Genomic DNA, 22944 nt, shown 5'->3' with positions numbered 1-22944 from the left:
TGTCCAGCATGCGCTACATTCCATCAAAAAGAGGAGGGGCCCATGCCTGCATCGCTGAAACATCTCGCCATGGCGGGGGTTGTCCTGGCCACGTTGTCCGCCTGTGGCGGAAGCAACGACTCGAACGGCTTCATTCCGTTTCTCCCGCCGCCGGCCCCGGCGCCCGCTCCTGCGGCACCGCCGCCTGCTCCGGCCACACCCAGCAGCGTGGACGTGAAGCTCATCGCCTTCAACGATCTGCACGGCAACCTCGAGCCGCCCAGGCTTTCCATCACCGCCCCGGCCAACGGCGGCGGCACGGTGCCGGTGCCCGCGGGCGGCGCCGCGTACCTTGCTTCAGCGATTGCGTCGCTCAAGTCCAAGAACGAGAACAACGCCGTGGTGTCTGCCGGCGACATGATCGGCGCCTCGCCGCTGGTGTCGGCGCTGTTCCTCGACGAGCCGACCATCGAGGCCGTCAACGCGATGAAGATCGACTTCAATGCAGTCGGCAACCATGAGTTCGACAAGGGCCAGACCGAGCTCCTGCGCATGAAGAACGGCGGCTGCGCCAAGAACACGCCGCTGGAGCCATGCCGGGTCAACAAGGCGTTTCCGGGCGCCAACTTCGGGTTCCTGGCGGCCAACACCGTGAAGGCCGACGGCCACACGCTCTTCCCCGCCACGGGCATGAAGACCTTCACCAAGGACGGCGCCACCGTGAAGGTGGCGTTCATCGGCATGACCCTCAAGGGCACGCCAAGCATCGTGACGCCGGCCGGCGTCGCGGGCCTGAGCTTCAAGGACGAGGCGGACACCGCCAATGCGCTGATTCCGCAATTGAAGGCCGAGGGCGCCGACGCGATCGTCGTCGTGGTGCACGAAGGCGCCACGACCACCGTCGGCTACAACGACAAGAGTTGCGCGGGGCTGAGCGGCGACATCCTGCCGATCCTCAACAAGCTCGATGCGGCGGTGGACGTGGTGATCTCGGGCCACACGCACCGCTCGTACATCTGCGACTACGCAAAGACGAACCCGGCCAAGCCCTTCCTGCTGACGAGCGCCGGCCAGTACGGCACCTTGCTGACCGACATCAACCTGACGATCGACACGCGCACGCGCAAGGTCTCGGCCAAGTCGGCCGACAACGTGATCGTCCAGGGAGAGGCCTACACCAGCGGTGCCAATACGGTGGCGCTGACCGACCAATACCCCGTGTTCGGCAAGAACCAGGAAGTGGCCGCGCTCATCAGCCAATACCTTTCCGTTGCGGCCCCGCTGGTGCAGCGGGTGGTGGGCACCCTCTCGGGGCCGGCGACGCGCACGCAAACGACGTCCCGGGAAAGCGTGCTCGGCAACCTGATTGCGGATGCGCAGCTCGATGCCACCACCCCCAGCAACAAGGGCGGCGCGCAAATCGCCTTCATGAACCCGGGCGGCGTGCGGGCCGACCTCGTGCCGGCCAACGACGGCAGCGTGACCTATGGCCAGATCTTCAGCGTGCAGCCCTTTGGCAACAGCCTGGTGGTGAAGACGATGACCGGCGCGCAGATCAAGGCCCTGCTCGAGCAGCAGTTCAACAGCGGCACCAACACGGTCGCCGCGCCGAGGGTGCTGCTGCCTTCGCGCAGCCTGAGCTACAGCTTCAGCCTCTCGGCGCCCGCGGGCTCGCGCATCAGCAACCTGGCACTCAACGGCACCGCGATGACCGACGGCACGAGCTACCGCGTGACGATGAACAGCTTTCTGGCCACCGGCGGAGACAACTTCACGGTCTTCAACCAGGGCACGGACACCCTGGGCGGCGACCAGGACGTGGACGCCCTGGAGGCCTACATCAAGGCGAACAGCCCACTGGCACCGCCCGCGACCAACCGCATTACCGTGGTGCCCTGAGCGGGGTTCTGGCCCCAGAAGCGAAGAAGGCGGACATGGTCCGCCTTCTTTCCTTTCATCAAACCTTGCCGCGCCGGCGGTCGATGAAAGCGATGACCTCGCCCATGATGCCCTTGCGGAATGCGAGCACGCAGATCACGAAGATCAGGCCCGTGACCATGGTCACCGATTCGCCGAGCGTGTTGAACCAGTCGACACCCGTGAGGCGCGCCATGAAGGTGCCGAAGTCGCCGACCTTGTTCTCCAGCAGCACCACCACGGCCGAGCCCACCAGAGGACCCGAGAGCGTGCCGAGGCCGCCCACCAGCGTCATGAGGATCACGTGGCCCGATGCGGTCCAGTGCACGTCGCTCAGCGAAGCGAAGCCGAGCACCAGCGTTTTCAGCGAACCGGCCAGGCCCGAGAGCGCGGCCGAGATCACGAAGGCCAGCAGCTTGAAGCGGTTGACGTCGTACCCCAGCGAGATGGCGCGCGGCTCGTTTTCCTTGATGCCCTTGAGCACCTGCCCGAAAGGCGAATGCACGGTGCGCGCGATGAGCAGGAAGGCCGCGACCACGATGACCAACGCAACGTAGTACATCGTGAGGTCGTCGCTCAGGTCGATGAGGCCGAACAGCTTGCCGCGTGGCACGCTCTGCAGGCCGTCCTCGCCGCCGGTGAACTTGGCCTGCAGCGCAACGAAATACATCATCTGCGCCAGCGCCAGCGTGATCATCGAAAAGTAGATGCCCTGGCGGCGGATCGCCAGCCAGCCGAACACCAGCCCCAGCAGCGCGCCGGCCAGCGTGCCTGCGATCAGCCCGAGCTCGGGCGTGAGGTGCCAAATCTTGAGCGCGTGGCCCGTGAGATAGGCCGAGCCGCCGAGGAACGCTGCATGGCCGAAGGACAGCATGCCGGTGTAGCCCAGCAGCAGGTTGAAGGCGCAGGCGAACAGTGCGAAGCACAGCACCTTCATCACGAACACGGGGTAAAAGCCGATGAAGGGTGCGGCGATGAGCGCCAGCAGCAGCACCCCGTAGACGACGAGCGATATTTTCTTCATGGACTTTATTTTTCGCTGCCGAACAGACCGGCGGGGCGGATCAGCAGCACCACGACCATGATCACGAACACCACGGTGGCCGAAGCCTCCGGATAGAACACCTTGGTGAGCCCCTCGACCACGCCGAGCCCCAGGCCTGTGATAATGGCGCCCATGATCGAGCCCATGCCGCCGATGACCACCACCGCGAACACGATGATGATCAGGTTCTGCCCCATCAGCGGCGAGATCTGGATGACCGGCGCCGCGAGCACGCCCGCGAAGGCCGCCAGCGCCACGCCGAAGCCGTAGGTCATCGTCACCATCAAGGGCACGTTGACGCCGAAGGCCTCCACGAGCCGCGGGTTCTCGGTGCCCGCGCGCAGGTAGGCGCCGAGCCGCGTCTTCTCGATGGCATACCAGGTGGCAAAGCACACGACCAGCGACGCCACCACCACCCAGGCGCGGTAGTTGGGCAGGAACATGAAGCCCAGGTTGGTGCCCCCGCTCAGTGCCTCGGGCGTGCTGTAGGCCAGGCCGGACACGCCGTACACCGAGCGGAAGCCGCCTTCGATCAGCAGCGTGAGGCCGAGCGTGAGCAACAGGCCGTAGAGGTGGTCGAGCTTGTAGATCCAGCGCAGCAGCAGCCGCTCGATCAGCACGCCGAACAGGCCGACGATGAGCGGCGCCACCGCCAGCATGACCCAGTAGTTGACGTTGAAATAATTCATCGCCATCCACGACAGCACCGCCCCCATCATGAACAGCGCGCCGTGCGCGAAGTTGATGACGTTGAGCAGCCCGAAGATCACCGCCAGCCCCAGGCTCAGGATCGCGTAGAACGACCCGTTGACCAGCCCCAGAAGGAGCTGGCTCAACAGGGCAGGCATAGAGATGTTCATCGTGGAAACGGGTTCAGAAAAGCGTCAAGGACCGGGGCGGGCAACCGTTACTTCCAGAGCGCGCAGGTGCTCTCTTCCTTGGACGTGTAGACCTGGTCGCCGGGCACCTTCTTGACGATCTTCAGCAGGTCCCAAGGGCCCTTGGATTCGGATGGCTTCTTGACCTCGGCCAGCAGCATGTCGTGCACCATGCGGCCGTCGGCGCGAATCACGCCCTTGGCGTAGAAGTCGTTGATCGGCGTCTTCTTGAGCTGCGCCATGACCTTGTCGGCGTCGGTGCTCTTCACGGCTTCCACAGCCTTCAGGTAGGCCATGGTGGCCGAATAGTCCGCCGCCTGGATATCGGTCGGCTTGTTCTTGGTCTTGGCTTCGTAGCGCGCGGCCCACTTGCGCGACTCGTCGTCGGCGTCCCAGTACCAGCTGGTGGTGTGCAGCAGGCCTTGCGTGGCCGGCAGGCCCAGGCTCTTCACGTCGGTCAGGAACACCAGGAGGCCCGCAACCTTCATCGACTTGTCGATGCCGAATTCCTTCGATGCCTTCATCGAATTGATGAAGTCGCCGCCGGCGTTGGCCAGGCCCAGCACCTGGGCCTTGGAGCTCTGCGCCTGCAGCAGGAAAGAAGAGAAGTCCGATGCGTTGAGCGGCGCGCGCACGGTGCCCACCACCGAGCCGCCCTTGGCCTTGACGACCTTGGCGGTGTCGGCTTCGAGCGCATGGCCGAAGGCGTAGTCGGCCGTCAGGAAGAACCAGCTCTTGCCGCCCGTGTCGACCACGGCGCCGCCGGTGCTCTTGGCAAGCGCGACGGTGTCGTAGGCGTAGTGCACGGTGTAGGGGCTGCACTGTGCATTGGTCAGCGCCGAGGTGGCCGCGCCGTTGGTAAAGAACACGCGCTTCTTTTCCTGCGCCACCTTGGCGGTGGCCAGCGCCACGCCCGAGTTGGTGCCCGCGAAGATCATGGTGGCGCCGGCGGTGTCGATCCACTCGCGCGCCTTCGAGGCCGCAATGTCGGGCTTGTTCTGGTGGTCGACGCTCAGCACTTCCACCGGCTGGCCGAGCACCTTGCCGCCCATGTCGTCGATGGCCATCTGGATGGCGGCTGCACCGCCCTTGCCTTCGAGGTCGGCATACAGGCCCGACAGGTCGCTGATGTAGCCGATGACGACCTTCTCCTGCGCCTGCACGGCATGGCTGGCCAGACCCGCGGCTCCGAGCATGAGAGCAATGATTTTGAGCTTGGTTTGCATGTGTGTCTCCTGGATGGTTGAGAGAGTCAACGGGAAAAAAGGTTGGCGCGGCGGCGGCTACACGCCCAGCAGTTCGCTGAGCACGGGCATCTTGGCGTCGAGCTCCTTGGCGCCGAAAGCCTCGACCATGCGGCCGTGCTCCATCACGTAGAAGCGGTCGGCCAGCGGCGCGGCGAAGCGGAAGTTCTGCTCCACCATCACGATGGTGTAGCCCTTGCTGCGCAGGGTGTGGATCATTCGGGCGAGCGCCTGCACGATCACTGGCGCCAGGCCTTCGGAAATTTCGTCGAGCAGCAGCAGCTTGGCGCCGGTGCGCAGGATGCGCGCCACTGCGAGCATCTGCTGCTCGCCGCCGGAAAGCCGCGTGCCGGGGCTGTTGCGGCGCTCAGCGAGGTTGGGAAACATCTCGTAGATTTCGGCCACCGACATGCCCGGTCCCGCACCCTTGAGCGCGGGCGGCAGCAGCAGGTTTTCCTCGGCGGAGAGGCTGGCGAAGATGCCGCGCTCTTCAGGGCAATAGCCGATGCCCAGGTGCGCGATGCGGTGCGTGGCCATGCCGATGGTCTGCGTGCCATTGACCTCGATGCTGCCCTTGCGGGAGCCGGTCAAGCCCATGATGGCGCGCAGCGTGCTCGTGCGTCCGGCGCCGTTGCGGCCGAGCAGCGTCACCACTTCGCCGGGCTGCACCACCATGTCCACGCCATGCAGCACGTGCGATTCGCCGTACCAGGCGTGGAGGCCTTTGATTTCCAGGGCGGCGGTCATGTCAATGTGCGCCTTGCAGTTGTCCGTCGGTGGTGCCCATGTAGGCCTCCATCACCTGCGGATTCTTCGAGACTTCGGCATACGGGCCTTCAGCCAGCACGGCGCCGCGCTGCAGCACGGTGATGGTGTCTGCAATGGTCGAGACCACGCTCATGTTGTGCTCGACCATCAGGATGGTGCGTCCGGCCGACACGCGCTTGATGAGCTCGGCCACGCGATGCACGTCTTCGTGGCCCATGCCCTGCGTGGGCTCGTCGAGCAGCATCAGCTCGGGGTCCATGGCCAGCGTGGTGGCGATTTCGAGCGCGCGCTTGTGGCCGTAGGGCAGGTTCACGGTCAGTTCGTCGGCCTGGTCGGCCAGGCCCACTTCGGCCAGCAGCTCACGGGCGCGCGCATCGAGCGGCTTGAGCGTCTTCTCGCTCTTCCAGAAATGGTACGAAGTGCCGAGCGCGCGCTGCAGGCCGAGGCGCACGTTCTCGAGCAGCGTGAGGTGCGGGAACACCGCCGATATCTGGAACGAGCGGATGATGCCGCGCCGCGCGATCTGCGCCGGGTGCTCGCCCGTGATGTCCTGTCCGTTGAACAGGATCGTGCCCCTGGTGGGTTCGAGGAATTTGGTGAGCAGGTTGAAGCAGGTGGTCTTGCCGGCACCGTTCGGGCCGATCAACGCGTGGATCGAGCCGCGCACGACCGAGAGATCGACCTTGCTGACCGCGGTGAACCCCTTGAATTCCTTGGTGAGCTGGCGTGTTTCGAGGATGACGTCGCTCATCTCGCGAAGCCGCCCGGGTTCAGGAAGGATATGTCGGTCATGCGGTCCATCTCTCAATGCGCCACTGTCGAGCGCGGCCTGATTGTTGGTGGGCGCCCGGTACTTGCATACTGGGGCAAATGCCTATGCTGCAGTGCAACCTGTCCACGCGGACCATCGTCGGCATCGGCCGACTGTCGTCACAATGACAATGACTCATCGGTTTTCAAACCTCGACCATGCCGAACTTCCGCTCACCCGAATTCCTGACCGGCCACATCCTGCGCACGCTGGCTTTCTACGAGCCGGTCAGCCGCGACCCATCGGGCGGCTTTTTCCACTTCTTCAAGGACGACGGCACGGTGTACGACCGGCGCACGCGGCACCTGGTCAGCAGCACGCGCTTTGTCTTCAACCATGCGATGGCGTACCGGCGCTTCGGCCGTCCGGACGATCTGGCCGCCGCGCGCCATGGCCTGGCGTTCGTGCAGCATGCGCACGCGCAGCCGAGAGACGGCTACGCATGGCAGATCGACTGGCACGACGCCCGTGCCACGGTGCAGGACGGCACGCACCATTGCTACGGCCAGGCCTTCGTGCTGCTCGCGCATGCGCACGCGCTGATGGCGGGCATCGACGAGGCGCGCGTGGGACTGGAGCACACCTGGCAGCTGATGGAACGGCATTTCTGGGAGCCGCAGCACGCGCTCTATGCCGACGAAGCCACTCCTCCTGATTGGCAGGTGGGGCCCTATCGGGGCCAGAACGCCAACATGCACGCTTGCGAGGCGATGCTCGCCGCATACGAGGCCACGCAGGACATGCGTTATCTCGATCGTGCGCAGGCACTCGCGGAATCAGTCACGGGCCGGCTGGCCGCACTGGCCGGCGGGCTGGTCTGGGAGCACTACCGCGACGACTGGTCGGTCGACTGGGACTACAACCGCGGCGACAAGAGCAACATCTTCCGGCCCTGGGGTTTCCAGACCGGCCATCTCACCGAGTGGACCAAGCTGCTGCTGCAGCTCGAACGCGTGCTTGTTGCGGCAGGCCGCGAAGCGGCCTGGATCGTGCCGCGCGCCAGGCATTTCTTCGACACCGCCATGCTGCGCGGCTGGGACGCGGCGCATGGCGGGCTCGTCTACGGATTCGGCCCCGACGGCGCGGTGTGCGACCGCGACAAGTACTTCTGGGTGCAGGCCGAAAGCTTCGCGGCCGCGGCCCTGCTGGCGGCGCGCACCGGCGATGCGGGCGACGTGGGTTACTGGAACTGGTACGACCGCATCTGGGCCTACAGCTGGGAACACTTCGTCGACCACCAGCACGGTGCGTGGTACCGCATCCTCACGCCCGACAACCGCAAGATCAGCGACGAGAAGAGCCCGGCCGGCAAGACCGACTACCACACCATGGGGGCGTGCTACGACGTCTTGCGCGCGCTGGGCGCGTGAGAAGCGCGCCCTCTTTGCGACTTGCGGTCGCGCTCAGTGCGCGCCTGCTGCCGCGTCGCCGCCCGCGCCGCCCTTTTGCGGCCGTGCCAGCCACACCAGCGGAATCAGCAGCAGGAACAGAATCGCCGATGCATAGAAGATGTCGTTCGCGGCCAGCATGAACGACTGCTGATCGACCAGGCGGTTGATCTGCCCCAGCACCTGCTCGCTGCTCAGGCCGCTGTTCGCCAGGCCGGCCATGGCACTGGTGGCCGCGTTGTTGCCCTGGTTCACCGACTCGGCAAGCTGCGAATGGTGCAGCGCCGCGCGGTTCTCCCACAGCGTGGTGGTGATCGACGTGCCCATGGCACCCGCGGTGATCCGCAGGAAGTTTGACAACCCCGAGGCCGCCGGAATGCGGTCAGGTGTGAGCCCCGACAACGTGATGGTCACCAGTGGAATGAAGAAGAACGCCATCGCAATGCCCTGGATGATCGTCGGGATGATGATCGTCGCGAAGTCGGCCTGCGTGTTGAAGTTCGACCGCATCCACAGCACCAGCGCGAACACCAGGAACGAGAAGGTCGCGTAGCGGCGCGGATCGATCTTGGACACCGTGAGCCCGACCACCGGCGAGAAGAAAATCGCGAGCAGCCCCACCGGCGCCATGATCATGCCGGCCTGCGTGGCGGTATAGCCCATCCACTGCTGCAGCCACAGAGGCAGCAGCACCACGTTGCCGAAGAACAGGCCGTAGGCCACGGCGGTTGCCACCGCGCCCGACCAGAAATTGCGGCGCTTGAAGAGCGACAGATCGACCACCGGGTGCTTGTCGGTCAGCTCCCAGATCAGGAAGAACGCGAAGCCGACCACGGCAACAACCGCCATCGTGACGATCTCGGGCGAATGGAACCAGTCGAGCTCCTTGCCCTTGTCGAGCATGAGCTGCATGGAGCCGACCCACAGCACCAGGAGCGCGAGGCCGATGGCGTCGATGGGCACCTTGCGCGTGGTGCTTTCACGGTCGCGGTAGAGCGCCCACGTGATGGCCGCTGCGACGATGCCCACGGGAATGTTGATGTAGAAGATCCACGGCCACGAGATATTGTCGGTGATCCAGCCGCCCAGGAGCGGCCCCATCACCGGCGCGACCAGCGTCGTCATCGACCACATCGCCATGGCCAGACCGGCCTTGGCGCGCGGATAGCTCGACAGCAGCAGCGTCTGCGACAGCGGAATCATCGGCCCTGCGACAAAGCCCTGCAGCGCGCGGAACAGGATGAGCGTGGTCATGTTCGGCGCGAGGCCGCACAGCAGCGAGGCGACCATGAACAGAATCACGCTGGCCATGAACAGGCGCACCTGGCCGAAGCGCTGGGTCATGAACCCCGTGAGCGGCACCGCGATGGCATTGGCCACCGCGAAGCTGGTGATGACCCAGGTGCCTTGCGTGGTGCTCACGCCCAGGTCGCCCGAGATGGCCGGCAACGACACGTTCGCGATCGACGAGTCGAGCACGTTCATGAAAGTTGCCGCGGAAAGCGCGACGGTCCCCCAGACGCGGGCGGAGCCCTCGAGCGGTGGATGCGCGACGTAAGCGGGAGCGGCTGTGGCCATTGGCGTTGCCCTGAGAACCGGCGACGGCGATCAGCCGGGATGGGACTGCGATGCAGCGGGTGCCGCATTGCCAGCAGGTGCGGCGGTGGCTGCACGGCCCGCCGGCGCTGCGGCGGCTGCCGGCGCGCCGCGGCCGAGGTTGGCGGCCACGATGCGGTCGACTTCGGCGTCGGCGCCGCGGTCCAGCTGGCTGTAGACCTGCGTCTGCGAGATGGCGGTGTCGCGCGGTGCGTCGGCCAGCATCTTGCCGCCCTTCTGCGTGATGTCGATCTCGGCGTCCATCGACAGGCCGATGCGCAGCGGGTTGGCCTTGAGCTGTTCAGGATCGAGCGCGATGCGCACAGGCACGCGCTGCACCACCTTGATCCAGTTGCCGGTGGCGTTCTGTGCCGGCAACAGCGCAAAGGCGCTGCCGGTTCCCACGCCCAGGCCCGCCACCTTGCCGGTGTATTCGACCTTCTTGCCATAGACGTCGGCCCTGAGCTTCACGGGCTGATCGATGCGGATGTTGCGCAGCTGCACTTCCTTGAAGTTCGCGTCGACCCACAGCTGGTTCAGCGGCACGATCGACATCATCGGCGTGCCGGCGGCCACGCGCTGGCCGAGCTGCACGGTGCGCTTGGCGACATAGCCGTCGACCGGTGCGGGCATGGCCACGCGCTGGGTGGCCAGGTACGCCTCGCGCACCTTGGCGGCAGCGGCCAGCACGCTCGGGTGCTGGGCCACGCTGGTGCCCTCGGTCAGCGACTGGTTGCTTGCCAGCTGCTCGCGCGCGGCGACTACGCCGGCCTGGGCAGCGGCCAGCGCGCTCCTGGCATTGGCCAGCTGCGTTTCAGCGTGGTTGAGCTCTTCCTTGGAGACCGCACCATTGCCCGACAGCGCACGGCGGCGCTGCAGGTCGTCCTGCGCCTTGGCAATGTCGCTCTGCGCCTTGACGATATCGGACTGGCGCAGCGTGACCTGCGCGGCCAGCGAACCGTTGTTGGCGTAGAGCGTGCGCACCTGGCGCACCGCCTGCGCGAGCGCGGCCTCGGCCTGCTCGAGCGCCACCTTGGCATCGGCGGGGTCCAGCTGCACCAGCGGCTGGCCGGCCTTCACGAAGTCGGTGTCGTCGGCGCTGATGGCCATGACGGTGCCGCCGATCTGCGGCGTGATCTGGATCACGTTGCCCTGCACGTAGGCGTTGTCGGTGTCCTCGTAGTGGCTGGCCACCAGCCATTCGTAGACGCCCCAGCCGCCGCCTGCGACGATCACCACGGCCGCGAGCGCGGTCAGTGCGCGGCGGCGCTTGCCGTTGCCGGCGGGTGCTTCAGGCGTTGCGGGGGCTGCCGTGGCAGCGGGCGTCGGAGTGTTGTTATCGCTCATGATGAAGTTCTTTCCGAAGACGAAAAAGTCGGTTCAGTTCAGTTCAGTGCGGCCGATGAAGCCGGTGCCGTGGCGGTGGCCGTCGCCGGCGGCTGCCAGCCGCCGCCGAGCGCGCGCGCCAGGCCCACTTGCGTGTCGAGTGCGCGCGCGGCAAGGTCCACGGCCAGCCGGCGCTGCGCGAGCACGGCGGTTTCCGCGGTCAGCACGTTGAGGTAGTTGCCGAGGCCGGCGCGATAGCGCTGCACGGCGATGTCGTAGGCGCCTTCGGCCGCGGTCTGCGCATCGCGCTGTTCGGCCTGCTGGCGCGCGATGGACTGCGCGCTCGACACCTGGTCGGCCGCGTCGCGCACGGCATCGAGCACGGCGGCGTTGTAGCTCTCGATGGCCGCGTCGAGATCGGCCGCCTTGCCGCGCAGGTTGGCGCGCAGCCGGCCGCCTTCGAAGATCGGCAGATGGATGGCGGGGCCCACGCCCCACTGCTCGCTGCCCGACTTGAGCAGCTTGCCGAAACCCAGGCTCTGGAAACCGACGAAGGCCGTGAGGTTCACGTTGGGATAGAACTGGGTCTTGGCATTGGCCACGTCGCTCGTGGCGGCCTCGACCCGCCAACGCGCGGCGGCAATGTCGGCACGGCGGCCCAGCAGGTCGGCCGGAATGTTGGCTTGCAGGGGCATCGGCTTGACGGCTTCCACCATCGGCGGCTTGAGCGACGCGGACACATTGGGCTGGCCCACGAGCGCATCGAGTGCGTGCTGCTGCAGCGCGATCTGCTCGTTGAGCGCTTCGATCTGCTGGCGCGCTTCGGGCAAGCCGCCTTCGCTCTGGCGCAATTCGAGGCGGGTGTCGAGGCCGGCGGACACGCGGTCGCGCACGAGCTTGAGGGTTTCATCGCGCTGGGCCAGCGTACGCCGGGCCACGCCGAGCTGTTCGTTCAGGCGAGCCCATTGGAAATAGCTGCGGGCCACGTTGCTGGCCAGCAGCACGCGCGCCGCATCGGCATCGGCCGCCGCGGCGTTGGCACTGCCGATGGCCGCGTCGAGCGCGCTGCGGTTCTTGCCGAAGAAGTCGAGCTCCCAGCTTGCGCCGAGCTGCAGCAGACCGATGTTCTGGGTCGAGCCGCCGAGCGGTGCGGGATAGATGTAGTTGCTGTTGAACTTCTGGCGGTTCAGGTCGAGTTCGCCATTGACCTTGGGCTTCAGGGCCGACTCGGCGACGTCCGCCGAAGCTTGTGCCCGTGCGAGGCGCGCACGTGCGACCTGCAGGTTCGGATTGCCGGTCACGGCCTGGTCAATCAGCGTGTCGAGCTGCGCATCGCCGAAAGCTCGCCACCATTGGCTGTCGACACCGGGCACAACCGCAGCGTTGGTGTCAGCGGCAATGCCGACCGACGACGCATCGTGCAACTTGGCGTGCGAGTTGATGCCAGCCATGTCGGCACAGCCGGCCAATGCGGCCACCAACAGCGCGGCGGCCACGACGGGGGTGCGGCGCATAGCGCGCGCGGCGAAAGATTCAGTCATTTTTTTCTCCACGGGCTGCCAAGGCCTGCGCGTTGTCGAGGATGCGGCGCAGGTAACCCTTGAGCTGCTCCCACTCTTCGTTGGTGAAACCCGCCAGGTGCTCGTTCTGCACGCGGCTCAGCACGTGCGGAACTTCCTTGGCGGCGGCACGCCCCTCTTCGGTCAGTTCGATATTGACCACGCGGCGGTCTTCCACCGAGCGGACGCGGCGGCACAGCCCCTTGGCCTCGAGGCGGTCGAGCAGGCGCGTCATGGCCCCGGCGTCGAGCTCGCAGGCCCGGGCCAACTCGGCCACCGTAGTGGCGGCACCGACGTGCACCTTGTACAGGGGCAACCATTGGGGAAAGGTAGGGCTGCCAGGTTCGCACATGCGGGTTTCCACGGCCTGGGCCACAGCGCTCAATATGCGCCGCATCAAATACCCGATGCTTTCCTCGGCCTTGTAGGTTTCGGCACGGTAGAAGTCGGCCGGCCGCCGCTCGGGGTCGCCGGAGGGGGGCGGGACTTGCGGGGTTTCTGCATCGCTCATGAGGCAAATATTAATTGCCCAAGCAATTATTGTCAAGGCCGCCTTTGTGCGGGCAAGGGTCGGTAGAATCCGCGCCATGGCTTCCTCTCCCCTGTCTCCACCGGCCAAGGGCTCGCCCCGATCGCTGTCGGGCCTGAGCCCTTTTCTTCGGCCCTACCGCGTTCAGATCGTGCTCGCGGGCATTTTTCTGGTGCTGGCGGCCGTCACGACGCTGGTGTTTCCGCTGGCGCTGCGCAGCCTGATCGACGGTGGATTGATCAGCGCCGACAAAGGCGCGCAGACCATGGCGCTGCGCGAGCACTTCGGCGCCCTTTTCGCCGTGGCCGTGGCGCTGGGCCTTTTTTCGGCCGCGCGCTTCTACACGGTGAGCTGGCTCGGCGAGCGCGTGACGGCCGACCTGCGCAACGCGGTCTACGGCCATGTGCTGCGCCAGAGCCCGGCCTTTTTCGAGACCACGCAGACCGGTGAAGTACTGTCGCGCCTGACGGCCGACACCACGCTGGTACAGACGGTGGTCGGCTCGTCGTTGAGCATGGGTCTGCGCAACGCCGTCATGGGCGTGGGCGCGCTGGCGGTGCTGATCTGGACCAATCCCTATGTGATGGTCCAGGTGCTGGGCATCCTGGTGCTGGTGGTGCTGCCGAGCATGTGGTTCGGCCGGCGCGTGCGCAAGCTCTCGCGCGCCAGCCAGGACCGGGTGGCCGATTCGAGCGCCATCGCGGCCGAGGTGCTCAACGCGATTCCGGTGGTGCAAAGCTACACCGCCGAAGCGCGCGAGGCCGGCCGCTTCAATGCCTCGACCGAGAACGCGTTCAGAACCGCCGTGCGGCGCACGAAGGCGCGCTCGGTGCTGGTGGCCTTCATCATCATCGCCACCTCGGCGGCGCTGCTCTGGGGCCTGTATCAAGGCACGCAAGCCGTGCTGCGCGGCGACATCACGGCCGGCCATCTCGGCCAGACCGTGGTGTATGTCGCCATTCTTGCGAGCGCCACTGCGGTGCTCGGCGAGGTCTACGGCGATCTGCTGCGCGCCGCCGGTGCCACCGAGCGCCTGATGGAACTGCTGCATGCGCCGGCGGCCATCGTTTCGCCGGCCGATCCCGCGGCTGCGCCCGTTCCGGTCGCGGGCAGCGCGGTCAAGTTCGACGCGGTGACTTTCCACTACCCCTCCAGACCCGGCACCCCGGCGCTGAAAGACTTCAGCCTGGACGTCGCGCCTGGCGAAACGGTGGCGCTGGTGGGCTCGAGCGGTGCGGGCAAGAGCACGGTGTTCCAGCTGCTGCTGCGCTACTACGACCCCCAGTCTGGACGGCTGCTGCTCGACGGCGCCCCGCTGGCATCGCTCGCGTTGCCCGACTTGCGCACCCGCATCGGCCTGGTGCCGCAGGACGCGGTGATCTTCTCGGCCAGCGCTTTCGAGAACATCCGCTACGGCCGCCCCGACGCGACGGCCGACGAAGTGCATGCCGCCGCGCGCGCAGCCTTTGCACACGACTTTCTTCAAGCACTGCCAGAGGGCTACGACACGTTCCTGGGTGAGCGTGGGGTGCGGCTGTCGGGCGGACAGCGCCAGCGCATCGCCATTGCGCGCGCCATTCTCAAGAACCCGCCGCTGCTGCTGCTCGACGAAGCCACGAGCGCGCTCGATGCGGAGAGCGAACGCATGGTGCAGGCCGCGCTCGAGTCGGCGATGGAAGGCCGGACCACGCTGGTCATTGCGCACCGGCTCGCCACGGTGCAGAAGGCCGACCGCATCATCGTGCTCGACCATGGCGGCATTGTCGAACAGGGAACGCATGCCACGCTGGTGGCGCAAGGCGGGGTGTATGCCCGCCTGGCCGCGCTCCAATTCACGGCCTGAATCGGCGGGCGTTGCAGCAGGCGGCTGCGGCAGATTACTGCAGCGTTTCCTTGAGCGCTGCAGGAATCGGCAGCGGCATCACCGGAATGCCCTCGTCGAGCAGCGCTTCGGTCTGCTCGCGGGTGGCCTGGCCGCGGATGCCGCGCTCTTCGGTTTCGCCGTAGTGCATCTTGCGCGCCTCGTCGGCAAAGCGGTCGCCGACGTCCTCGGTCTTGGCGAGCACCTCGCGCACGGCGCGCATCCAGCGTGCCTCGGGAGACAGTTCGGCGGGTACCTGGGCCGCGGCGGGCGCCGAAGACGATGCAGCGGCTTCCACTGGCGCCTTGGCATTGCCCAGGTTGAGGCGCGGCGCGCTCAACAGCTTGACGATGCGCGTGTCGGCACAGACCGGGCACTCGACCAGGCCGGCGGCCAGCTGACCTTCAAAAGCTTCGTTGGACGCAAACCAGCCTTCGAAGCCATGTCCATGCGAGCAGCGGAGATCGAGAACCTTCATGCGCGGATTATCCCGCGCCGCCTTGCGAAGCGGTGTCCTGCCAATCGAGTGCCCATGCGCCCGAAAGGACGTTCTGCAGCCAGAGCGCGCAAGTGAGCGACTTGGCGTCGGTGATCTTGCCCTCGCGGCACCAGCCGGCCACTTCCTGCGGGGTGGCCGTGAACACGTCGAGAAACTCGCCGTGGTCGAGCTGGCGCGCGCCCAGAGAAAGGCCGCGCGCAAAGTAGATGTGGATGATTTCGGTGGAATACGCCACCGCCAGGTGCATGGCGCCGGCATAGGCCCATTCGCGCGCGGTGTAGCCGGTTTCCTCGAGCAGTTCGCGCCGGCCGCAGACGAATGGATCTTCTCCCGCGTCGAGCTTGCCGGCCGGAAACTCGACCATCACGTGCCCGACCGGATACCGATATTGCCGCTCCAGCACCACGCGGCCATCGTCCAGCAGCGGCACCACGACCACCGCGCCCGGGTGAATCACGTATTCGCGCGTGGCGGTATGCCCGTCGGGCAGCCGCACGGTATCGCGGCAGACCTGGAGGAAATTGCCCTTGAGCAGAACCTCGCTGGCCGTGCGTTCTTCCTTCAGGTGCGAATCGGCGATGGGAGATGTCATGTCGGTCATCGGTCAGTGCCTGTGCTTCATGAGGTAGCGCCAGGTAAAGCCTGGAAAGGCCAGCACGATGAAAAGCGCGCCGGTCACTGCATAGAACTCCCAGCCCTGCGGGGCGATCTGCCCTGCCCGGCTTTCGAACAGCAGGCCGATGCCGCCGGCAACGAAATACAGCACCACCAGTTCGGCGAGCCGCACCGCGAGCGGCTTGGGCTGCGTGGCCAGCGGCACGACGCCGAACAACCGCTCATTGAGGAACGGCAGGTTGGCGGCCACCAGCGCCACCAGCAGAACGACCCAGACCGATGCGGTTTGCGACACCGTGGGCAGACCGGGATCAGTTGGCCAGCGTGGCCACGATCGCCTTGGCGCACAGCGTCATGAGGCCGCCGGGAACGATGCCCAGCACGAGAATCAGCAAGCCGTTGACCGAGAGCACGGCGCGCACGTCGCGCGGCGCCGAGACGGTGCTGGCGGTCAGGGGCGCGTCGAAGTACATGACCTTGACCACGCGCAGGTAGTAGAAGGCGCCGATCAGCGACATGATCACCGCGAACACCGCAAGACCGATGTAGATCGCCTGGCCCGACGCGATCAGCGCCTGCAACACGGCCAGCTTGGCGTAGAAGCCGACCAGCGGCGGCAGGCCCGCAAGCGAGAACATCGCAATGGCCATCACGCCAGCGTACAGCGGGCTGCGCTGGTTCAGGCCGGCCAGGTCGGTGATCTCTTCGCTTTCGAAGCCTTCGCGCGCCAGCAGCAGGATGATGCCGAAGCTGGCCAGCGTGGTCAGCACGTAGGTCACGATGTAGAACATCGACGCGCTGTACGCGAACTGCGCGTTGTAGGTGGTGCCGTCGACCACGCCCGCCACCAGGCCGAGCAGCATGAAGCCCATTTGCGCGATGGTCGAGTAGGCCAGCATGCGCTTGAGGTTGGTCTGCGCAATGGCGGCCAGGTTGCCCACCAGCAGCGATGCGACGGCCAGCAGCGCCAGCATCTGCTGCCAGTCGATGGCCAATGGCAGCAGCCCTTCCACCAGCAGGCGGATGATGATGGCGAAGGCTGCCAGTTCGGGCGCCGCGCCGATCAACAGCGTCACCGCCGTCGGAGCGCCCTGGTACACGTCGGGCACCCACATGTGGAAAGGCGCGGCCCCCACCTTGAACGCCAGGCCCGCGACGATGAACACCAGGCCGAACACCAGCACCTGGTGGTTCACCTTGCCGCTGGCGATGATCTTGAACACTTCGTTGGTGTCGAGCGAGCCGGTCGCGCCGTACAGCATCGAGAGGCCGTAGAGCAGGAAGCCGCTGGCCATGGCGCCGAGCACGAAGTACTTCATGGCCGCTTCGCTGGCCACCGCGTTGTCGCGGCGCAGCGCCACCAGCGCATAGCTCGACAGCGTGAGCAGTTCGAGGCCCAGGTAGATCAGGAGGAAGTTGCTGCCCGAGATCATCACGAACATGCCCAGCAGCGCGAACATGCTGATGGTGAACAGTTCGCCGCCGCGCAGCATTTCGCGGTCGGCCGCATAGGGGCGGCCGTACACCAGCGTGACCATCAGCGCCACGGTGGCGAAGCACTTGAGCCAGTTGCCCATGGGGTCGCTCACGACCATGCCGCCGAAACCGTAGATCGTCTTGCCGTCGTTGGCCGTGATGCCGGTCAAAACGGCCACCACGGCCAGCGTGAGCAGCGTCAGGATGTAGGTGCGCGTGCGGCGCGGGCTCGTGTCCGACAGGTCGACCAGCGCAATGATGCAGGCCATGACCAGCAGCACGATTTCGGGGTAGATCGCGACCCAGCTGAGTTTGTCAATCATCTCGTTCTCTTCTTCAGCGTGGAATCAGGGCAGTTTGGACGTTGCCACATGGCGCAGGAGCTCCGTCACGGAAACGTCCATCACATCGGTGAACGGCTTCGGATAGATGCCCATCCACAGCACGGCAATGGCCAGCAGCGACAGCATGAGGAACTCGCGGGCGTTGATGTCGGTGAGTTCCTTGACGTGGTCGTTGCCGACCGGGCCGAGGTAAACGCGCTTGTACATCCAGAGGGTGTAGGCCGCGCCGAAGATCAGTGCCGTTGCAGAGCCGAGGCCGATCCAGAAGTTGTACTTGACCGCGCCCAGGATGACCATCCACTCGCCCACGAATCCGGCGGTGCCCGGCAGGCCGCAGTTGGCCATGGCGAACAGCAGCGCGAACGCGGCGAACTTGGGCATGGTGTTGACCACGCCGCCGTAGTCGGCGATCTGGCGCGAATGCACGCGGTCGTACAGCACGCCGATGCCGAGGAACATGGCGCCCGAGACGAAGCCGTGCGCAATCATCTGCACGATGCCGCCCGACACGCCCAGCTCGTTGAAGATGAAGAAGCCGAGCGTCACGAAGCCCATGTGGGCGACCGACGAATAAGCCACGAGCTTCTTCATGTCTTCCTGCACCAACGCCACCAGGCCGACGTAGATCACGGCGATGAGCGACAGCGCGATCATGAGCCAGGCCCATTCGTGCGAAGCATCGGGCGCAATCGGCATCGAGAAGCGCAGGAAGCCGTAGGCACCGAGCTTCAGCATGATTGCCGCCAGCACGGCCGAGCCGCCGGTCGGCGCCTCGACGTGCACATCGGGCAGCCAGGTATGAACCGGCCACATCGGCACCTTGACGGCAAAGGCGGCAAAGAACGCGAAGAACAGGAAGGTCTGCGCCGTCGAACCCAGCGGCAGCTTGTGCCAGCTCAGGATGTCGAAGCTGCCGCCCGACTTGTTGTACAGGTAGATCAGCGCCACCAGCATCAGCAGCGAGCCGAGCAAGGTGTAGATGAAGAACTTGAACGCCGCGTAGATCTTGTTCGGGCCGCCCCAGATGCCGATGATCAGGTACATCGGGATCAGCGTGGCTTCGAAGAACACGTAGAACAGGATGCCGTCGAGCGCGGCGAACACGCCGATCATGAAGCCCGAGAGAATCAGGAACGCGCCCATGTACTGGTTGACGCGCTCGGTGATCACTTCCCAGGCCGAGATCACGACCACCACGGTGATGAACGAAGTCAGCAGCACCAGCCAGAGCGACAGGCCGTCGACACCGAGGTGGTAGTTGACGTTGAAGCGCGCAATCCAGCTGCCCTTCTCGACGAACTGCATCGCGGCGGTGCCGTTCTGGAAGCCGGTGTAAAGCGGCACGGTGACCAGGAAGCTGACGATCGCACCGACCAGCGCGACCCATCGCACGCCCCTGGCGTTCTCGTCACGGCCGAACGCCAGCAGCGCGACACCGAATGCGATCGGCACCCAGATGGCAAGGCTCAACAAACCCATTTTTATTTTTCTCCAGCGCTTAGCTCAGCGCTTGAACCAGACGAAGTACGTCATCAGGATGAAGATGCCGAGCAGCATCGAGAAGGCGTAGTGATAGATATAGCCCGACTGCAGCCAGCGCACGACGCCCGAGATGCGGCCGACCACCTTCCATGAACCGTTGACGATGGCGCCGTCGATCAGCGCCTGGTCGCCGCCCTTCCACAGGCCGGTGCCAAGGGCACGCGCACCACGGGCGACGATGTTCTCGTTGATCCAGTCGAGGTAGTACTTGTTGTCGAGCAGGCGGTAGACGGGGCCGAACGCGCGCTTGATCGCGGCGGGCAGCGCCGGATTGATCATGTACATGTAGAACGAGAGCGCCACGCCCGCCAGCGCCAGCCAGAACGGCGGCGTCCGCAAGCCATGGATCGCCATGGCCACCGGGCCGTGGAAGGCTTCTTCGAGTTCCTTCATGGCATGGTGCTTGTTCGCGTCGACCTCGATGGCTCCCTTGAAGAACTCGCCGAAGAGCATCGGCTCGATCGTCATGAAGCCGATCACCACCGACGGGATCGCAAGCAGCACCAGCGGCAGCCACACCACCATCGGCGATTCGTGCGGCTTGTGGTCGTGGTGGCCATGGCCATGGTCGTCGCCGTGCGCCGCATGGTCGTCGTGGTGCGCGTCGGGGTTCTGGTCGTAGCGCTCCTTGCCGTGGAACACCAGGAAGTACATGCGGAACGAATAGAACGCCGTCACGAACACACCGGCGAGCACCGCGTAGTACGCGAACTGCGCGCCCCACAGATGGCTTTCGTGCACCGCCTCGATGATGCTGTCCTTCGAGTAGAAGCCGGCGAAGAACGGCGTGCCGATCAGCGCGAGCGAACCCAGGAGCGAGGTGATCCAGGTGATGGGCATGTACTTGCGCACGCCGCCCATCCAGCGGATGTCCTGGTTGTGGTGCATGCCGATGATCACCGAGCCCGCGCCAAGGAACAGCAGCGCCTTGAAGAAGGCGTGCGTCATCAGGTGGAACACCGCGACCGAATAGGCCGAGGCACCGAGCGCCACCGTCATGTAGCCGAGCTGCGAGAGCGTCGAGTACGCGACCACGCGCTTGATGTCGTTCTGGATGATGCCCAGGAAGCCCATGAACAGCGCCGTGATGGCACCGATCACCAGGATGAACGAGAGTGCCGTGTCGCTGAGCTCGAACAGCGGCGACATGCGCGCCACCATGAAGATGCCGGCGGTCACCATGGTTGCCGCGTGGATCAGCGCCGAGATGGGCGTCGGGCCTTCCATCGAGTCGGGCAGCCACACGTGCAGCGGGAACTGCGCGCTCTTGCCCATGGCGCCGATGAAAAGGCAGATGCAGATCACGGTCACCAGCATCCACTCGGTGCCCGGGAAGGTGATGCCGGCCAGCGTGCCGGCCTTGGCGAAGGCTTCGCCGTAGTTCAGCGTGCCGGCATAGGCCGCGATCAGGCCGATGCCCAGGATGAAGCCGAAGTCGCCCACGCGGTTGACCAGGAACGCCTTCATGTTCGCGAAGATCGCCGTCGGCTTGTTGAACCAGAAGCCGATCAGCAGGTATGACACCAGGCCCACCGCTTCCCAGCCGAAGAACAGCTGGAGCATGTTGTTGCTCATGACGAGCATCAGCATGGAGAAGGTGAACAGCGAGATGTAGGCGAAGAAGCGGTTGTAGCCCTCGTCTTCTTCCATGTAGCCGATGGTGTAGATGTGCACCATCAGCGAGACGAAAGTCACGACGCACATCATCATGGCCGTGAGGCCGTCGACCAGGAAGCCGACTTCCATCTTCAGGCCGCCGACCACCATCCATTCGTAGATCGTGGCGTTGAAGCGGGCGCCGTCGACGACGACCGACTTCAGCGTCATGGCCGAGATGATGAAGGCGACCAGCACGCCGAGGATGGTCAGCGAATGCGTGACTTTGCGGCCGATGTGGTTGCCGCCGAACTTGGTGCCGAACAGGCCCGCGACGGCGGCGCCGACCAGGGGTGCCAGCGGCACGGCCAGCAGGGTGGATGCAGAAAGGGTTGCGCTCATGTTGCTTTCAACCCTTGAGCGAGTTGAGTTCGTCGATGTTGATGTTCGACTTGTTGCGGAACAGCAGCACCAGCAGGGCCAGGCCGATGGCCGACTCGGCGGCGGCCACCGTCAGGATGAAGAACACGAAGATCTGTCCGTGCATGTCGCCCAGGTAGTACGAGAACGCCACGAAGTTCATGTTCACCGCGAGTAGCATCAGCTCGATGGCCATCAGCAGCACGATGAGGTTCTTGCGGTTCAGGAAAATGCCGATGACCGACAGCGCGAAGAGCATGGCGCCGAGCGAAAGAAAGTGTCCGAGCGTGAGCGTCATGCCTTGTTTTCCTTTGCCGCCGTTGCTGCGCCCGCATCTGCATCTGCGGGTGCTTCCACCACCGGCTCGGCGGCGCGCGTGACCTGCATCTGCACGATGCGCACGCGGTCGCGCGCCTTCACGCGAACCTGGTCGGACGGGTTGACATATTTGCTGTCCTTGCGGGTTCGCAAGGTCAGGGCAATGGCGGCCACGATGGCCACGAGCAGGATGACGGCCGCAATTTCGAGGGGATACAAATACTCGGAATACAGCAGCTTGCCGAGCTCGAGCGTGTTCGAGCTGTTGGCCGCCGCGGCGGCCCCGGCGCGCGGCGGTTCCGCAAGGCGGAAGCCGCCCATCAGCACGGCGGCCATTTCAAGCGCGATGAGCGCGCCCACGCCGGCTGCCAGCGGAAAGTGCTTCCAAAAGCCTTGCCGCAGGCCATCGACGTTGATGTCCAGCATCATCACGACGAACAGGAACAGCACCATCACCGCGCCAACGTAAACGAGCACCAGCGAGATCGCGAGGAACTCGGCGCGCAGCAGCAGCCAGATCGCCGATGCCTGGAAGAAGGCGAGCACCAGGAACAGCGCCGCGTACACGGGGTTGCGGGCGGTGATGACGCGGAAGGCTGCGAACAGCAGCACCGCGGCAAACAGATAGAACAGACCGGTCTTGACGTCCATGGAATTCGAATGGGTACGGGGTTCGGGCTGGTCGGATCAGCGGTACTTGGCGTCGGCCGCCTTGTTCGCTGCAATTTCTTTTTCGTAGCGATCGCCCACGGCCAGCAGCATGTCCTTGGTGAAGTACAGGTCGCCGCGCTTTTCGCCGTGGTATTCGAAGATGTGGGTTTCCACGATCGAATCGACCGGGCAGCTTTCTTCGCAGAATCCGCAGAAGATGCACTTGGTCAGGTCGATGTCGTAGCGCGTGGTGCGGCGCGAGCCGTCGTCGCGCACATCGGATTCGATGGTGATGGCCAAGGCGGGACACACGGCTTCGCAGAGCTTGCAGGCAATGCAGCGCTCTTCGCCGTTTTCATAGCGGCGCAGCGCATGCAGGCCCCGAAAGCGCGGCGACAGCGGCGTCTTTTCTTCGGGGAACTGCACCGTGATCTTGCGGGCGAAGGCGTACTTGCCGGTGATCGCCAGCCCCTTGAACAGTTCGAACAGCATGAAGCTGCCCAGGAAGTCCTTGAGCGAGAACGGAGCGGACGCAAGCTTGGAAGGGCGCGCGAGCGCGCCGGTGGTATGCGCAGCAGTCAT

Annotated in this window: 21 protein-coding genes; 3 read left to right on the top strand and 18 right to left on the bottom strand. The window is 65.4% G+C overall.

What is annotated here, in order from left to right:
* Positions 1 to 42: 42 nt before the first annotated feature.
* Entirely contained in the window at positions 43 to 1878 is a 1836-nt protein-coding gene (locus QFZ42_RS05900; protein WP_307700060.1) for a bifunctional metallophosphatase/5'-nucleotidase, read from the top strand.
* A gap of 58 nt (positions 1879 to 1936) precedes the next feature.
* Here the strand turns inward: QFZ42_RS05900 and QFZ42_RS05895 are convergent, their stop codons facing one another.
* From QFZ42_RS05895 to QFZ42_RS05875, 5 genes are read right to left on the bottom strand one after another with little or no spacing between them, the layout of a single operon-like run.
* On the bottom strand, positions 1937 to 2920 hold the full coding sequence (locus QFZ42_RS05895; RefSeq protein WP_307700059.1) for a branched-chain amino acid ABC transporter permease: 984 nt from the start codon (positions 2918 to 2920) through the stop codon (positions 1937 to 1939).
* 5 nt (positions 2921 to 2925) lie between these two features.
* Entirely contained in the window at positions 2926 to 3801 is an 876-nt protein-coding gene (locus QFZ42_RS05890) for a branched-chain amino acid ABC transporter permease (RefSeq protein ID WP_307700058.1), read from the bottom strand.
* Positions 3802 to 3848: 47 nt separating this feature from the next.
* The gene (locus tag QFZ42_RS05885; protein ID WP_307700057.1) at positions 3849 to 5045 is read right to left on the bottom strand and encodes an ABC transporter substrate-binding protein; all 1197 of its coding nucleotides are present in this window, start codon (positions 5043 to 5045) and stop codon (positions 3849 to 3851) included.
* Positions 5046 to 5102: 57 nt separating this feature from the next.
* A complete protein-coding gene (locus QFZ42_RS05880) occupies positions 5103 to 5810 on the bottom strand; it encodes an ABC transporter ATP-binding protein (RefSeq protein ID WP_307700056.1) in 708 nt (235 codons plus the stop codon).
* Position 5811: 1 nt separating this feature from the next.
* On the bottom strand, positions 5812 to 6582 hold the full coding sequence (locus tag QFZ42_RS05875; protein WP_307700055.1) for an ABC transporter ATP-binding protein: 771 nt from the start codon (positions 6580 to 6582) through the stop codon (positions 5812 to 5814).
* A 218-nt stretch (positions 6583 to 6800) separates the two neighbouring features.
* Here QFZ42_RS05875 and QFZ42_RS05870 point away from each other — a divergent pair, with 218 nt between their 5' ends.
* The gene (locus QFZ42_RS05870) at positions 6801 to 8012 is read left to right on the top strand and encodes an AGE family epimerase/isomerase (protein ID WP_307700054.1); all 1212 of its coding nucleotides are present in this window, start codon (positions 6801 to 6803) and stop codon (positions 8010 to 8012) included.
* Positions 8013 to 8045: 33 nt separating this feature from the next.
* Here the strand turns inward: QFZ42_RS05870 and QFZ42_RS05865 are convergent, their stop codons facing one another.
* Genes QFZ42_RS05865 through QFZ42_RS05850 form a run of 4 tightly spaced genes read right to left on the bottom strand, consistent with a single transcriptional unit; the run spans position 8046 to position 13022 of the window.
* Positions 8046 to 9608, bottom strand: coding sequence for a DHA2 family efflux MFS transporter permease subunit (locus tag QFZ42_RS05865; RefSeq protein ID WP_307700053.1), 1563 nt, complete (start codon positions 9606 to 9608; stop codon positions 8046 to 8048).
* Positions 9609 to 9638: 30 nt separating this feature from the next.
* Positions 9639 to 10973 (bottom strand): HlyD family secretion protein, encoded by a 1335-nt coding sequence (locus QFZ42_RS05860; RefSeq protein WP_307700052.1) that lies wholly within the window; start codon positions 10971 to 10973, stop codon positions 9639 to 9641.
* A gap of 38 nt (positions 10974 to 11011) precedes the next feature.
* A complete protein-coding gene (locus QFZ42_RS05855) occupies positions 11012 to 12493 on the bottom strand; it encodes an efflux transporter outer membrane subunit (protein ID WP_307700051.1) in 1482 nt (493 codons plus the stop codon).
* Positions 12486 to 13022 (bottom strand): MarR family winged helix-turn-helix transcriptional regulator, encoded by a 537-nt coding sequence (locus QFZ42_RS05850; protein ID WP_307700050.1) that lies wholly within the window; start codon positions 13020 to 13022, stop codon positions 12486 to 12488. The genes QFZ42_RS05855 and QFZ42_RS05850 overlap by 8 nt, the downstream gene beginning before the upstream one ends.
* Positions 13023 to 13098: 76 nt before the next feature.
* Here QFZ42_RS05850 and QFZ42_RS05845 point away from each other — a divergent pair, with 76 nt between their 5' ends.
* Complete coding sequence (locus QFZ42_RS05845; protein WP_307700049.1) at positions 13099 to 14883, top strand: ABC transporter transmembrane domain-containing protein; 1785 nt, start codon at positions 13099 to 13101, stop codon at positions 14881 to 14883.
* 34 nt (positions 14884 to 14917) lie between these two features.
* Here the strand turns inward: QFZ42_RS05845 and QFZ42_RS05840 are convergent, their stop codons facing one another.
* The 9 genes from QFZ42_RS05840 to nuoI are packed head-to-tail and all read right to left on the bottom strand — an operon-like array spanning position 14918 to position 22944.
* Entirely contained in the window at positions 14918 to 15379 is a 462-nt protein-coding gene (locus QFZ42_RS05840; protein ID WP_307700048.1) for a DUF1178 family protein, read from the bottom strand.
* Between the two features lie 7 nt (positions 15380 to 15386).
* Entirely contained in the window at positions 15387 to 15992 is a 606-nt protein-coding gene (locus tag QFZ42_RS05835; RefSeq protein WP_373423310.1) for an NUDIX domain-containing protein, read from the bottom strand.
* Between the two features lie 12 nt (positions 15993 to 16004).
* A complete protein-coding gene (locus QFZ42_RS05830; protein WP_307700046.1) occupies positions 16005 to 16310 on the bottom strand; it encodes a DUF2818 family protein in 306 nt (101 codons plus the stop codon).
* 16 nt (positions 16311 to 16326) lie between these two features.
* Complete coding sequence (nuoN, locus tag QFZ42_RS05825) at positions 16327 to 17814, bottom strand: NADH-quinone oxidoreductase subunit NuoN (protein ID WP_307700045.1); 1488 nt, start codon at positions 17812 to 17814, stop codon at positions 16327 to 16329.
* Positions 17815 to 17838: 24 nt separating this feature from the next.
* Positions 17839 to 19314, bottom strand: a complete 1476-nt coding sequence (locus QFZ42_RS05820; RefSeq protein ID WP_307700044.1) for an NADH-quinone oxidoreductase subunit M — start codon at positions 19312 to 19314, stop codon at positions 17839 to 17841.
* 24 nt (positions 19315 to 19338) lie between these two features.
* Positions 19339 to 21375 (bottom strand): NADH-quinone oxidoreductase subunit L, encoded by a 2037-nt coding sequence (gene nuoL / locus QFZ42_RS05815; protein ID WP_307700043.1) that lies wholly within the window; start codon positions 21373 to 21375, stop codon positions 19339 to 19341.
* A 7-nt stretch (positions 21376 to 21382) separates the two neighbouring features.
* Positions 21383 to 21691, bottom strand: a complete 309-nt coding sequence (nuoK, locus tag QFZ42_RS05810; protein WP_307700042.1) for an NADH-quinone oxidoreductase subunit NuoK — start codon at positions 21689 to 21691, stop codon at positions 21383 to 21385.
* Positions 21688 to 22362 carry an NADH-quinone oxidoreductase subunit J gene (locus QFZ42_RS05805; protein WP_307700041.1) on the bottom strand — a complete coding sequence of 225 codons (675 nt, stop codon included), beginning with the start codon at positions 22360 to 22362 and terminating at the stop codon, positions 21688 to 21690. The genes nuoK and QFZ42_RS05805 overlap by 4 nt, the downstream gene beginning before the upstream one ends.
* Before the next feature lie 36 nt (positions 22363 to 22398).
* The gene (gene nuoI / locus QFZ42_RS05800) at positions 22399 to 22944 is read right to left on the bottom strand and encodes an NADH-quinone oxidoreductase subunit NuoI (RefSeq protein ID WP_307700040.1); all 546 of its coding nucleotides are present in this window, start codon (positions 22942 to 22944) and stop codon (positions 22399 to 22401) included.

The organism is Variovorax paradoxus (assembly GCF_030815855.1).
Classification (GTDB): Bacteria; Pseudomonadota; Gammaproteobacteria; order Burkholderiales; family Burkholderiaceae_C; genus Variovorax; species Variovorax paradoxus_M.
Note: the sequence above shows the minus strand (reverse complement) of the source record. Positions and strands in the feature narration are given on the sequence as shown.

Coding starts and splice junctions, on each gene's coding strand:
- QFZ42_RS05890 (WP_307700058.1), bottom strand. CDS start 3,801: ATGAACATCTCTATGCCTGCCCTGTTGAGCCAGCTCCTTCTGGGGCTG.
- QFZ42_RS05845 (WP_307700049.1), top strand. CDS start 13,099: ATGGCTTCCTCTCCCCTGTCTCCACCGGCCAAGGGCTCGCCCCGATCG.
- QFZ42_RS05880 (WP_307700056.1), bottom strand. CDS start 5,810: ATGACCGCCGCCCTGGAAATCAAAGGCCTCCACGCCTGGTACGGCGAA.
- QFZ42_RS05860 (WP_307700052.1), bottom strand. CDS start 10,973: ATGAGCGATAACAACACTCCGACGCCCGCTGCCACGGCAGCCCCCGCA.
- QFZ42_RS05875 (WP_307700055.1), bottom strand. CDS start 6,582: ATGAGCGACGTCATCCTCGAAACACGCCAGCTCACCAAGGAATTCAAG.
- QFZ42_RS05870 (WP_307700054.1), top strand. CDS start 6,801: ATGCCGAACTTCCGCTCACCCGAATTCCTGACCGGCCACATCCTGCGC.
- QFZ42_RS05820 (WP_307700044.1), bottom strand. CDS start 19,314: ATGGGTTTGTTGAGCCTTGCCATCTGGGTGCCGATCGCATTCGGTGTC.
- QFZ42_RS05840 (WP_307700048.1), bottom strand. CDS start 15,379: ATGAAGGTTCTCGATCTCCGCTGCTCGCATGGACATGGCTTCGAAGGC.
- nuoI (WP_307700040.1), bottom strand. CDS start 22,944: ATGACTGCTGCGCATACCACCGGCGCGCTCGCGCGCCCTTCCAAGCTT.
- QFZ42_RS05885 (WP_307700057.1), bottom strand. CDS start 5,045: ATGCAAACCAAGCTCAAAATCATTGCTCTCATGCTCGGAGCCGCGGGT.
- QFZ42_RS05850 (WP_307700050.1), bottom strand. CDS start 13,022: ATGAGCGATGCAGAAACCCCGCAAGTCCCGCCCCCCTCCGGCGACCCC.
- QFZ42_RS05835 (WP_373423310.1), bottom strand. CDS start 15,992: ATGACATCTCCCATCGCCGATTCGCACCTGAAGGAAGAACGCACGGCC.
- QFZ42_RS05805 (WP_307700041.1), bottom strand. CDS start 22,362: ATGGACGTCAAGACCGGTCTGTTCTATCTGTTTGCCGCGGTGCTGCTG.
- nuoN (WP_307700045.1), bottom strand. CDS start 17,814: ATGATTGACAAACTCAGCTGGGTCGCGATCTACCCCGAAATCGTGCTG.
- nuoL (WP_307700043.1), bottom strand. CDS start 21,375: ATGAGCGCAACCCTTTCTGCATCCACCCTGCTGGCCGTGCCGCTGGCA.
- nuoK (WP_307700042.1), bottom strand. CDS start 21,691: ATGACGCTCACGCTCGGACACTTTCTTTCGCTCGGCGCCATGCTCTTC.
- QFZ42_RS05900 (WP_307700060.1), top strand. CDS start 43: ATGCCTGCATCGCTGAAACATCTCGCCATGGCGGGGGTTGTCCTGGCC.
- QFZ42_RS05895 (WP_307700059.1), bottom strand. CDS start 2,920: ATGAAGAAAATATCGCTCGTCGTCTACGGGGTGCTGCTGCTGGCGCTC.
- QFZ42_RS05865 (WP_307700053.1), bottom strand. CDS start 9,608: ATGGCCACAGCCGCTCCCGCTTACGTCGCGCATCCACCGCTCGAGGGC.
- QFZ42_RS05855 (WP_307700051.1), bottom strand. CDS start 12,493: ATGACTGAATCTTTCGCCGCGCGCGCTATGCGCCGCACCCCCGTCGTG.